This is a genomic window from Streptococcus sp. 10824 (assembly GCF_013276595.1).
In the GTDB taxonomy this organism is placed as follows: Bacteria; Bacillota; Bacilli; order Lactobacillales; family Streptococcaceae; genus Streptococcus; species Streptococcus pseudopneumoniae.
Window position 1 is genome coordinate 1 of the sequence record NZ_VMLH01000070.1, and the last position, 12810, is coordinate 12810.

10 protein-coding genes and 3 pseudogenes are annotated in these 12810 nt (G+C 40.2%); 3 read left to right on the forward strand and 10 right to left on the reverse strand.

The genetic code is table 11. The annotated features are described in order from the left end of the window. Positions 1–214: pseudogene (locus HT701_RS06630) on the reverse strand (IS5/IS1182 family transposase); the annotation flags it as partial. A gap of 37 nt (positions 215–251) precedes the next feature. On the opposite strand from HT701_RS06630, the pseudogene HT701_RS06635 reads away from it, so the two are divergent. Beyond that, positions 252–461, forward strand: a pseudogene (locus HT701_RS06635) (FAD:protein FMN transferase); the annotation flags it as partial. A 99-nt stretch (positions 462–560) separates the two neighbouring features. Here HT701_RS06635 and HT701_RS06640 read toward each other — a convergent pair. The 9 genes and pseudogenes from HT701_RS06640 to HT701_RS06675 form a co-directional block, all read right to left on the reverse strand. Next, on the reverse strand, positions 561–818 hold the full coding sequence (locus HT701_RS06640) for a DUF896 family protein (protein ID WP_000371298.1): 258 nt from the start codon (positions 816–818) through the stop codon (positions 561–563). 42 nt (positions 819–860) lie between these two features. Further along, the gene (gene glyS / locus HT701_RS06645; RefSeq protein WP_119919361.1) at positions 861–2897 is read right to left on the reverse strand and encodes a glycine--tRNA ligase subunit beta; all 2037 of its coding nucleotides are present in this window, start codon (positions 2895–2897) and stop codon (positions 861–863) included. A 259-nt stretch (positions 2898–3156) separates the two neighbouring features. Next, on the reverse strand, positions 3157–4074 hold the full coding sequence (gene glyQ, locus HT701_RS06650; protein ID WP_000038733.1) for a glycine--tRNA ligase subunit alpha: 918 nt from the start codon (positions 4072–4074) through the stop codon (positions 3157–3159). 542 nt (positions 4075–4616) lie between these two features. Continuing rightward, on the reverse strand, positions 4617–5378 hold the full coding sequence (locus HT701_RS06655; protein WP_138705252.1) for an elongation factor Tu: 762 nt from the start codon (positions 5376–5378) through the stop codon (positions 4617–4619). Between the two features lie 272 nt (positions 5379–5650). Next, positions 5651–6493 carry an aldo/keto reductase gene (locus HT701_RS06660; protein ID WP_172931339.1) on the reverse strand — a complete coding sequence of 281 codons (843 nt, stop codon included), beginning with the start codon at positions 6491–6493 and terminating at the stop codon, positions 5651–5653. Positions 6494–6607: 114 nt separating this feature from the next. Further along, complete coding sequence (gene pgdA / locus HT701_RS06665; protein ID WP_172931340.1) at positions 6608–7999, reverse strand: peptidoglycan-N-acetylglucosamine deacetylase PgdA; 1392 nt, start codon at positions 7997–7999, stop codon at positions 6608–6610. A 234-nt stretch (positions 8000–8233) separates the two neighbouring features. Beyond that, positions 8234–8833 carry a DUF6088 family protein gene (locus HT701_RS06670; protein ID WP_172931341.1) on the reverse strand — a complete coding sequence of 200 codons (600 nt, stop codon included), beginning with the start codon at positions 8831–8833 and terminating at the stop codon, positions 8234–8236. Positions 8834–9320: 487 nt separating this feature from the next. Continuing rightward, positions 9321–9431 (reverse strand): annotated as a pseudogene (locus tag HT701_RS11475) (flagellar assembly protein H domain protein); the annotation flags it as partial. Positions 9432–9436: 5 nt separating this feature from the next. Beyond that, positions 9437–10411: an Rpn family recombination-promoting nuclease/putative transposase gene (locus HT701_RS06675; protein WP_172931342.1), complete on the reverse strand. Its 975-nt coding sequence runs from the start codon at positions 10409–10411 to the stop codon at positions 9437–9439. A gap of 196 nt (positions 10412–10607) precedes the next feature. Here HT701_RS06675 and HT701_RS06680 point away from each other — a divergent pair, with 196 nt between their 5' ends. Then, complete coding sequence (locus tag HT701_RS06680; RefSeq protein ID WP_172931343.1) at positions 10608–11585, forward strand: Gfo/Idh/MocA family oxidoreductase; 978 nt, start codon at positions 10608–10610, stop codon at positions 11583–11585. Further along, entirely contained in the window at positions 11582–12664 is a 1083-nt protein-coding gene (locus tag HT701_RS06685; RefSeq protein ID WP_100104282.1) for a DEAD/DEAH box helicase, read from the forward strand. Before HT701_RS06680 ends, HT701_RS06685 begins: the two co-directional genes overlap by 4 nt. Positions 12665–12810: the final 146 nt, after the last annotated feature.

Consider the following 12810-nt stretch of genomic DNA (forward strand, 5'->3'; position numbering starts at 1 on the left):
CAATTTGTTCATAAGTGCGGTATTCTCGCACATATTGAAGAGTGGCCATAAGAAGGTCTTCTAGGCTTAATTTAGGTTTTCGTCCACCTTTTGCGTGTTTACCTTGATAAGCTCTTTTTAATACAGCTAACATCTCTTCAAAAGTGGTACGCTGAACACCAACAAGGCGCTTAAATTGTGCATCAGTTAGTTGTTTACTTGCTTCATAATTCATAGAACTATTCTACCATATATTGTTTCGCAGGAAGTCTAATCAAACAGGATATCCTGTTGAAACGGAACTAGCGAGTCTAACAATCATCTCTGATAAATCAGTCGATGGCGAAATCTGAACGACTCGACTCTTTGGAGAAAGACATGCTTCTATCCTCTGGCAAGTCGAAAGTTTTGAGGGCATCGAAGCCATCCTCATCGATAAAGAAGGTCACCTAAGCTGTTCTTCAGGAATTCCTACTCTATAGAGACAACTGTTTCAATGGAGTTTTAAAATTGTATTATGTAAAAAGAGAAAGGAAATCTCATGTTATAGTCATTTAGTTTTAAAAAAGAAAGAATACATATTATGAATTTGGATCATCAAGACTACGACCATGTAATCCTTTTTCACGTTGTACCTGACGTAGTTTTTCTGGTGTAACATCATTACCTTCTTCGTCCACAATTTTGATTCCCTCAATGTGGTGACGAACAGAGCGACGATAACCTTCAATGTACTCCTCACGTAGTTTAGCTTGTTCCACTTTTTCTTCTGATGTCAAGCCTTCTGCTTTTTTCTTTTTGGCAAGCTCATTGATACGATCAATTTTTTTAGGATCCATGTTTCTCTCCTTTATGATAAGATTTAATCCGTTTAACAGATTTTATTTGGTATTGATTTGGTTAAAACGTGCAAGTTTAGCTGCTTTCTTGGTTAATTGAGACAAGATTGCCAAACGATTTTGACGGACTGCTTCATTTTCAGCCATAACCATGGTATTCTCAAAGAATGCATCAATGACTGGGCTAAGAGCAAAGAGCTGTTTCAATTGCTGACTGGCAGTCCCTGACAAAACGAGTGATTCTACTGCTTCTGCCAAGGTTTTCTCTTCTTCATTCTCAAAGAGAGCTGAATCAACTGTGGCTACTCCTTCTGCCTTCTCAGTCAAGTTAAAGGCACGAGAGAGTGATTCAACGGATGGTTTGAAGTCTTCTTCCTTGCTTGCTTCTACGAGAGCACTTGCTGCTTCCAACATATCCGCCACAACAAAGTTTGATCCTGCAAGTACTGCTTCCTTAATATCTTTTGGAGTAGAACCCATCATCTTATCAACACGAGCCTTGATAAAGTCCATCACTTCTGACTTATTTTCATAAGTCAAGCTGTCAAATTTCAAAGCATAAAGGCTATCAATCAGCTCATCCATAGCAATGTACCAACCAAAGGCATCCAAGATACGAACCACACCTTGGGTCGCACGACGAAGGGCATAAGGGTCATTAGAACCTGATGGGATCAAGCCTACTGAGAAGAAACTCAAAATCGTATCTAATTTGTCTGCAATAGCAAGTACTGCACCGACCTTGCTCACTGGAAGATCGCCGTCAGCAGATGTAGGCATGTAGTGTTCCCGAATAGCAGCTGCCACTGCTGGAGTTTCACCAGCAAGAAGGGCATATTTCTCCCCCATAATTCCTTGGAGCTCGTCAAATTCACCCACCATACCTGTCAACAAGTCAAACTTGTAAATGGCTGCTGCACGAGCTAGGTCAACTGTTTCATCCGCTGATAAACCTGCTTTTTCTGCCAAAAGTACAGCGATTTGACCCGTACGAATCATGTGTTCACGAAGGGAACCAATCTTCTCGTGGAAAGTGACATTGTTTAATTTTTCAACAAGGTCAGAAATCACCAATTTTTGGTCTTCACGCCAGAAGAATTCTCCGTCTTCCAAGCGGGCTACCAAGACTTTTTCATTTCCTTTGATGACATTTTCCAAATGTTCTGCGTTTCCGTTACGAACAGAAATGAAGTTTGGCAAGAGTTTACCATCTTGATCACGGACAACAAAGTAACGTTGGTGTTCCTTCATTGAAGTCACCAAAACTTCTTCTGGAACTTCAAGATATTTAGCATCAAAACTTCCCATAAAGGCAGTTGGATATTCAACCAAGTTCAAGACTTCATTCAGCAAATCAGCGTCAATCTCGATACCTACACCATGCTCAGCTTCGATTGCCTTGATTTGGTCAACAATCATTTGCTCACGTTCACGTGGATCTGCAATTACAAACTGACGACGAAGGTCTTCTTCATAGCTCAAGGCTGACTGAATCTTGGTTTCTTGTCCCAAGAAACGATGGCCACGGCTCACACGCTCTCCCCTAGTATCAAGGAAATCCAAATCAAACTCTTCTTCATCTAAAAGAACTGTTAAAGTGTGAACAGGACGAATGTATTCAAAGCTATTTCCAGCCCAGTGCATGCTGACAGGGAAAGTCAATGACTTCAAGACATCTACAACACCAGGAACAATGGCTTCAACTGCTTGACCAACTTCCTCCTTAGTGACATAGACATATTCTTCACCCTTGATTTCACGGAATTCGATATCTTCAACAGTCAATCCTTTTCCACGGACAAATCCTTGAGCTGCTTTGGTGAAATTTCCATCACTATCCAAGGCAATTTTCTTTGCTGGACCCTTGAAATCTTCTGTCAAATCAGACTGTTTGTCTGCAAGACCAGTCACACGAACAGCCAAACGACGTGGTGTTGAGAAAGTCTGAATAGCTTCAAAAGACAGGCGGTTTTCCTTGAGGAAGGCTGCCATTTTTTCGCCTAGTTGTTTTTCACTTGGTGTGACAACATAGGCTGGTAATTCTTCAAGACCGAGTTCTACTAATAAGTTTTTTGTCATGTTTTTTCCTTTACATTTTCTTCAATCTTTTTTGATATGCACCTTAGGTACTGGGGATGTCGCTAACTAACTTTGTGAGTCTGTATGGAAATCTAATGCTAAATTGATCAAGATTTCCAACAGTCTCATCAAAGTGGATTTAGCTGACTGATTTTTGAACCTAAGGTTTCAAAAATCCCCACATAACAGTACGGCGGTGCATATCCCTCTAGCAAGTCTTCGACTTGCCTCTAACGATTTTAGAGCACAGTATTACTCACTATTCTGCGTCTTCTGCTAGGAGTTTAGCTCGTGTTGCTTCATCCAAAAGTGGGTAGCCTAGGCGTTTACGTTCTGCGACAAAGGTTTTGGCTACGACACGGGCCAAGTTACGGATACGTGCGATATAGCCTGCGCGTTCAGTTACAGATACGGCACCACGCGCATCAAGCAGGTTAAAGGTGTGTGAACATTTGAGAACATAGTCATAGGCAGGGTGCACCAATCCTTCTTCCAAGGCGCGACCAGCTTCTTTTTCAAACTTATCAAAGTTTTCAAGCAACATTTCTTGATCTGAAATTTCAAATGAGTATTTTGAGTGCTCATACTCAGGCTGAATAAAGATTTCTCCGTATTTTACACCATCAGCCCATTCGATATCATAGACAGAGTCAACTTCTTGAATGTAAGAAGCCAAACGCTCCAAACCATAGGTGACTTCCGCTGTCACAGGGCCAGTTGCCAATCCACCGACTTGTTGGAAATAAGTAAACTGAGTGATTTCCATCCCATCAAGCCAAACTTCCCAACCAAGACCAGCTGATCCAGTCGATGGATTTTCCCAATTGTCCTCAACGAAACGAATATCGTGTTCCAAAGGATTGATTCCCAATTTTTCCAAAGACTCAAGGTACAGTTCTTGGATGTTTGATGGAGATGGCTTCATGACAACCTGGAATTGGTGGTGTTGGTAAAGACGGTTAGGGTTTTCCCCGTAACGACCGTCAGCAGGACGACGTGATGGCTCTACATACGCTGCATTCCATGGCTCAGGTCCGATAGCTCGAAGGAAAGTGTAAGGACTCATCGTTCCCGCACCTTTTTCATTATCATAAGCCTGCATGAGCATACAACCTTGGTCATTCCAAAATTGTTGCAAAGTAAGGATGATTTCCTGGAAAGTCAATTTTTTAGACATTATTTACTCCTTTTTATATAAATTACTTGCGACACGAGTCTGCCTCGTCGATCATACGAGGCAAGACGAGTTAGTACTGCGTCTAGCTCAGGCATTCTAGTGCTGAGCGTGGGGCAGTCCGACTGTAAGGAGGTTTCTGCCACTGACGCAGTGAAATGTTAATTTCTTAGACATTGAATACTCCTTAATAAAAAATGATTTCTTGCGACACGAGTCTGCCTCGTCGATTATACGAGGCAAGACGAGTTAGTACTGCGTCTAGCTCAGGCACTCTAGTGCTGAGCGTGGGGCAGTCCGACTGTAAGGAGGTTTCTGCCATTGACGCAGTGGAAAGTCAATTTTTTAGACATTATTTACTCCTTTTTATATAAATTACTTGCGACATGAGTCTGCCTCGTCGATCATACGAGGCAAGACGAGTTAGTACTGCGTCTAGCTCAGGCACTCTAGTGCTGAGCGTGGAGCAGCCCGACTGTAAGGAGGTTTCTGCCACTGACGCAGTAAAATGTTAATTTTTTAGACATTATTTACTCCTTTAGTTTTTATATTTCTTTCTCAATTAATTTCTGCTGAACAAACCAATCTAACAAGGGGAGAGTTTTATCTGTATTTGCCCATAAATGATAAGAATCGAAGACCGCTTGTACACTACCTAGATTTTCTACCAACTTATCTATTGTCAAAAAACTACGCCAGTATTCGTAAAAAATACTTGCATAGTTCTTATCATAAGTCGAAGAACCAAAATCATTCAATGAGTGCCAACCATACTTCTTCTGAAAAAGTTCTACAAGAGACTGATTACAAATTTTTTCCGCTTGAAATTCCTCTTCTGTAAAGAAATACTTGCGACTAATATATTCAACCATCCCCTCTTCGAACCAGATATAAGAGTCATAACCATCAAAATCATCTAAAAAATGCTCCGACCAATGAGCTAACTCATGTCCTACAATCTGTAAGAGGAAATTTTCAGATAAAGAATGATAGTGACTTTCTATTGCTTGAGTTTGCTCAGAACACTCGTAGTCCATCAATTGATACAAATACAACTCTTTCCAAACAGCTAAATCAGGCGCCATAACCATTCGTCTATTATTTGTATAGGCTGGAACAGCGCTTTCCCTAATAATCTGTGTAGCAGCATTAAAATCTGACCAAATAACGGCTTGCGGTAAATCACAGACTGCAAGTTCATTCTTTAAAAAAGATTGATAATCTTTCAACTTTTCAGTATTTCTTACTACAAAATCACGAAATGTAGCTAGTTGACTATCGTCTTTTACAAGATAAAGGTTGTCCACGGCTCTCCTTTCTTTCACACAATAGACTGAATAAGCAAAAGAACCACATCTGACAATCCTAGGTTGATTTAACCTAGGGGCGTCAGAAACGCGGTTCCACCCTAATTTATTACTTCATTGTTTTTGAAAATACTACAGAAAGCGCCAGCTCATTATTTTGCCCTACTTGGCTCCCACTGTCCCAAGCTCGCTTGAAGAACGCCATAAGACTTTCTTTCCTGCTGACTATTATATCAAAAATTAGAATAATGTACAATTCTTTTTATGATTTTCTAGAAATCCACATCATCAACTCGTGGAGCCCCCGACTGAACAGCAGTCGTTTTTAAGATTTCTCTCTCCTCATGACTCAGTTCAATTCCAAAACAATCAAGATTAGCTTGAATACGAGAGGTTGTGACAGATTTTGGAAGTGGTAAAAATCCTTCTGCCAAGCTCCAGGCCAAGGCTATCTGAGCAACCGATTTTCCGTGATTTGCTGCTATTTCTTGGACTTGCTTGCTATCAAACAGTTCTCCTTGTCCAAAAGGCCCCCAAGCTTCCAATAAAATTCCTTTTTCTCGACAGTAATCTACGACTTCCTCTTGATACACACCTGGCGCCAAGCGAACTTGATTGATCGCTGGAAGAATTTTTGCTGTTTCAAACAAGGCATCCAAATGATGGGGAAGAAAATTGCTAACGCCGATAGCACGGATCTTGCCTTCTTGATAGAGGTCTTCCATCGCTCTCCAGACCTCAGCATTTCGGATTTTCCATGCGTCATTTTCTCTAAGCGGTTTTGGATTTGGCCAATGAATCAAATACAGATCCAAATAATCCAAGCCCAACTTCGCTAAAGACTCTGCAAAAGCCTGACGAGCTTGCTCATAGGTTTGTTGGCTATTCCACAGCTTGGTAGTTACGAACAATTCCTCTCGTGGAACTCCGCTATCTTTGATTGCTTGACCAACACTTTCTTCATTCTGATAAATCGCCGCCGTATCAATATGACGATAACCAGCCTTCAAGGCTTCTAACACTGCACGATAGGCTTCTTCTCCATCCTTAGCCTTAAAAGTTCCAAATCCTAGAACTGGAATTTCTACTCCATTATTTAATTGATAGGTATTCATATGCTTCTCCTTCTATTTTATTTATCATTTATAGCATAATTTTTTTGCTAATTAGTACTATCTTTTGTAAAAAATAAGTCTATCACATATCTGACAGAACCTATTTTTTCTTGCTTATTCATCACGGCTATAATACAGTTCATGAGGTTTTAGGCGAGTATTGAGCATCTCTGGTATGGTCACAAAGGTATAACCCTGATTTTTCAAATACTCAATGACCCTTGGCAAGGCATTGACTGTCGGACTGTGAATATCATGCATCAGAACGATAGAGCCGTTAGCTACTTGATACTGAATTTCTGTCAAAATAGATGCTTCATTTTTACTCTTCCAGTCCAGACTATCCACATCCCACATGATAAAGCTCAAATCGAGGCTATTGCGAATGTCGTCTGTAATGGCTCCATAAGGCGGACGCATGAGTTTTGAACTAGAACCCAGCGCCTTAGTTAGCGCATCCTCAGTATCAGTAATTTGTTTTTTAGCTTCATCAAGAGAGAGTTGCGAGAGAATCGGATGGCTCCAACTATGGTTTCCAACAACATGACCTTCAGATTTTATCCTTTTCACCAAGTCCTCATTCCCAGAAACATTTTTCCCAAGCACAAAGAAAGTGGCTTTAACACCATATTTAGCTAGAGTCTCTAATACCTGCGGAGTCGTTGCTGGATTTGGACCATCATCAAAGGTTAGAGCGACAACTTTTTGATGTTTCTTATCAAAATAAGACTGGTACAAGGCCGCATCTTTTTCGAGTAAGTACGAAGATTGGATAACATCAAAGAAAGTAGATACTGGTAAGGCTATCTCTTCTAAATTTTCAACCGCAGGACTCGGATAAAGGATAATCTGACTATCCTTATAATCAAAATTCCATGCAGATAAGTCTTGGTCGGAGAAACCTTTAACAATCTGATCACTCTGGTCTTGCTCCAATTTCTTATCCTGTAAGAAGGAAGTCAATTCTTTTATCAGCTGTTCCTTGGCCTTACTAGCATCTGAAAACAGTTGGTCAAGTGTAAAAGGTTGCCCATCTTCTGTTAAGTGAACCTTTCCTAGGCTGGTCTTTTCAGTCTCTTCAACCTTAAAATCAACTAAATCATAGATTTGTTTCGTCGCATTACGATTGACGACTCCCTTTAAACCTGACTCTTCTTGCTCTGTATAGTAGAAAACAAGATTGTCCTTACTTTCTAGCTTGTCCTTAATATCTTGATTTATCAGCTCCTTAACAGACGAAATCACTTGCTCCCCTTGGAGAGGATAATAGGTAATCACTTCGGTTTGTCCCTTACGAAAATGCTCCTTCTGATTTCCCTCACTCAATTGATCGTCTTTCTCTTTTTTGAGCGATTCAATCTTTTGCTCAAAGCTTTTTTGCTGATACATTTTAAAAACAATAAATCCGCCTAATAGGCAAATAGAAATTGCTAAAATACCAATCAAAGCCAATAATATATGTCTCTTTTTCCCGTGTCTGCCACGTCCCAGTCTACTTTTATTCATATTTATATCATAACAAATTTAAGCAATAATTTCAATGATACAGTTTGGCAATCCACAATTCCTCTAGCAAGCCAAAGCATCTCACATCAACTAGATCAGCCCTATCTATAGGAACCATCTAGTTTTCTATCTATGGAATTTCTAGTAGATTGAAGCTAGAATAGACACCGTCACTTCTAAAAACATTCTGAGAAATTGATTTATTTTTCCCAGTCGATTTATCCTCAAACATCCCTATACCTCTGATATTTTCTTGATAATACTATATACCCAGACACTTGTAGTTTTACCTTCAGCTAGTAATGTTGACTTTTCTTCTTCAGATAATTTTTTCCGTAAGTAGTCAATCTGCTGAGAAGTAATGTTCTCTTTCCCCATTGCCTTGACAGATTGTATCACCATTGCAGTTAAGGTTGACATATTTGAAATATCTCCATTATTTCTATGCTTAAATTCTATTCTTGCCTTACCAACATTAAAACTGGCATATCTTCCATCTGATATATAGATCCATTTTGCTGGTACCTGCGTAGATAGACCAAGTAAATTAAGGGCTGTGTTTCCCGATGGAGCAATGGTCCAATTATATTTTCTAGCAATAGCATCAGCAACTTCATCCACAGAGGCCATTGCATACTCTCCAATCAGTTCTATATATTTTGGTTTATAATAACTACCTTTCAAAATGCGAGTAACCTTTTTGTCTTTTACAAGACGATTTAATGTACTACGAACAGTTTCATATCCTACAATTTCAAAGAAATCATTTGCTATAAAAACTTGATTCGATTCAAAATTTTCTATCCTGTTTACTATTTCCTGCTTATCGTTCATCTATCGCACCTCCTTTGCACCGAATATGATGCTATTTTGGGTGCGAGAGTCATTTTATCAAGAGGGAACAGACCTCTTACAATTTCTTATGTAACATCTCTATCTATTTTATCCCATTTCTTATTTCAGTAATCGCTTGATTATAAAAATCAGGATAGTCAGCCGTATTTATTTCTTTTATATTGTAAAATGAAATAAGAATAGGACGATTCGATCAGGACAGTCAAATCGATTTCTAACAATGTTTTAGAAGTAGAGGCGCACTATTCTAGTTTCAATCTACTATAATAGAAATTACTTTGACTTTCCTGACTGATTTGTTTAGTTCTTATTTCATTCAGATATGCTATGCATTAACCAATAGCGGATACCTACGGAGAACTTGCCACTCAGATGTAGGACCTGCCCATCATACAAAAAAACAGACTTCATCCCACAAAGAGATAAAATCTGTTACTATTTTCTACACGATATTTCCTAATTTTTAATCCAGCAGTTGGTCTACTTGGCTGATGACTCGCTCGGTAAAGGGCTTGTTGCCAAAAAACTCCAACCACGGCTTGCGAACCTCGTCTTTGCTGGTTTCTCTGTATTTTTTAGGTCTTATTTATGATGCTCTTTCAATAGTTCTTCAAACTCAGCCACAGTCATGCCTAATTGCTCACTCGCAACCTCAGGTGTTAGAAGACCTTGACGAACTAGATTTGCTAAACTTACTTTTAATCCCTGTTCGATGCCTTCAGCTCGTCCACGTTCAATTCCCTGTTCAATGCCCTCAGCTCGCCCACGTTCAAGACCGCGCTCCAGTCCTTGTTCAATCCCTTCCGCCCTAGCAGTTTCTAAGGCATAGTCCTGTGCTAACATGGCTTGTTCTTCTCGCCTGCGTTGTTCACTAAACATTTTCTTATCCTCCTCGGACCAACTCTTGTAGTCCAGCAGTTGATCTGCTTGGCTGATGGCTCGCTCGGGCTGCTGGGTAAAGGGTTTATTCCCGAAAAACTCTAACCATGGTTTACGAACCTTGTCTTTGCTGGTTTCTCTGTATTTTTTTAGTTCCAAGAAAGCCATCTTAACCAGATGGTTTTCCTGACCGTTATTTGTGATGGTTAAGACCTCACCTGTCGTGTCCTCGCGCATGCTAAAGCTATGAAAAGCCAAATCATCTGAGAAGTAATTGCTATCCACAATTGCAATAGCATAAACTGGGGCAATGTGTTTGTAACTTTGGTGGGTATCACCTTCACGTTGGCGAATTTTTTCGAGATTTTGATTGACCTGACTGCACAGGTAAGCCCATAAACGATTGATGAAAAAATTCTGATGATGGACTTGGATTTCAATGATTACTTGAGTGCCATTATCCAACTCCGCCAAGACGTCTATACTGGTATAGAAATCCTGCGCCGAGTAGGGCAGGGAAGGCAAGACGTGAATGTTACTTCCCTCCAAAATCGTCACATTTTTTGCTGGCAAGTCCAGCATATCGCGAATAAATTGACAAGTGATTTCTGGATTGCTAAAAATTTTCTTAGCAACCAAGTCGTTGGTCGGGCTAATGCCCGGATGTCTTAGAATCATCCTTCTCCTCCTTCTATTATAGCACATTTTTTAATCTAATTTGCTAGATTTGATGCTTCTATCTATTTATTCGTAAAAGAAAGCTTTTCTTCAGAAGAAAGCTAATCGCTTATTTGAAATTTTTCCCCTCTGTTCGATAGTCCCGTCTATCTATGTTATAATAAAAGAAGGATTTAAAATCAGAAAAGGAGTATTTATGCTTAAATTAGGTATCATTGGCACTGGCGATATCAGCCACCACTTCATAGAAGCAGCCCATGCTAGTGGGAAATACCAGCTGGTCGCAGTCTATTCTAGGAAACTTGAAACCGCAGCAACCTTTGCTTCTCGCTATCAGGATATCCAACTATTTGATCAATTAGAAGACTTCTTCAAGAGCTCCTTCGATGTAGTCTATATTGCCAGTCCAAACTCCTTGCATTTTGCTCAGGCAAAGGCTGCCTTGTCTGCAGGTAAACATGTCATTCTTGAAAAGCCAGCTGTCACTCAGCCACAAGACTGGCCGGATTTGGTTCAAACAGCTGAAAAAAATCACTGTTTTATCTTTGAAGCAGCTCGTAATTACCATGAAAAAGCTTTCACTATCATCAAAAACTTTTTAGCAGACAAACAAATTTTGGGGGCAGATTTCAACTATGCCAAATATTCTTCCAAAATGCCTAACTTGTTGGCTGGGCATACGCCCAATGTCTTTTCAGAGCGTTTTGCTGGTGGAGCACTTATGGATTTGGGGATTTATCCTCTCTACGCTGCCGTTCGTCTCTTTGGAAAAGCTGAGGACGCAACCTACATGGCTCAACAGCTTGACAATAGCATAGACCTAAATGGAGACGGTATCCTCTTCTACCCTGACTTTCAAGTTCATATCAAGGCTGGGAAAAACATCACTTCCAATCTTCCTTGCGAAATTTACACAACAAATGGAACCTTGACCCTCAACACGATTGAGCATATTCGCTCAGCTATTTTTACCGACCACCAAGGCAATCAAGTCCAGCTCCCTATTCAACAGGCTCCTCATACGATGACTGAGGAAGTCACTGCATTTGCACACATGATTCAGCAACCAGACCAGGCACTCTACCAGACTTGGCTGGATGATGCTGGCTCTGTTCATGAGCTACTATATACCATGCGCCAGACTGCTGGCATTAGATTTGAGGCAGAAAAATGAAAAGCAAACTACCTACTGAATGGCAAGAACTAAGTGACCAACTCGGTTTCCAAGAATTTACCCCCATTCAAACTCAACTATTTGAGCCCATTCTTGCAGGAGAAAATCTTCTAGGAGTAAGTCCAACAGGAACCGGTAAGACCCTAGCTTACCTCCTACCAAGTCTTCTCAGACTACAAAAGAAAAAAGCGCAGCAACTCTTGATTCTAGCACCAAATACAGAGCTTGCTGGACAGATTTTTGATGTATGTAAAACGTGGGCTGAGACTATCGGCTTGACTTCCCAACTCTTCTTATCAGGTTCGAGCCAGAAACGCCAGATTGAACGCCTAAAAAAAGGACCAGAAATTCTGATTGGAACTCCTGGACGTATCTTTGAACTCATTAAATTGAAAAAAATCAAGATGATGAATGTGGAAACCATCATCCTGGATGAATTCGACCAATTGCTAGATGATTCTCAGATTCACTTTGTTGAGAAAATCACTCACTACGCACCGCGTGACCACCAACTCGTCTATATGAGTGCGACGACTAAGTTTGACCAAGAAAAGATTGCGCCAAACACACGTACCATTGATCTCTCTGACCAAAAACTAGATAACATCCAACATTTCTATATGCAGGTAGACCAACGTCACCGAGTGGATATGCTACGAAAACTAGCTCATGTGGAGGATTTCCGCGGTCTGGTCTTCTTTAACAGCCTATCAGACCTTGGAAGTGCAGAGGAAAAACTACAGTATCGGGATATATTAGCTGTTTCCCTCGCTAGTGATGTTAATGTCAAATTTAGAAAAGTCATCTTAGAAAAGTTTAAAGACAAGCAACTAACCCTGCTTCTAGCAACAGACCTTTTGGCTCGAGGAATTGATATCGATAGCCTAGAATGTGTCGTAAACTTTGATATTCCTAGAGATATTGAAACCTACACTCACCGCGCTGGCCGTACAGGTCGCATGGGCAAGGAAGGTTATGTTATCACTCTCGTCACTCATCCAGAAGAACTTAAAAAACTCAAGAAATTTGTGAGCGTACGTGAAATTGTCTTGAAAAATCAAGAACTCTATATTAAATAAAGCCCCATTGCTCTATACACATCCAGTGTATGGAGCTTTTTTATAAGCAATTCAATTTTATACTCTTCAAAAATCTCTTCAAACCGCATTAGCTTCGCCTTGCCGTATGTATATGATACTGACTTCATCAGTCTTATCTGCAACCT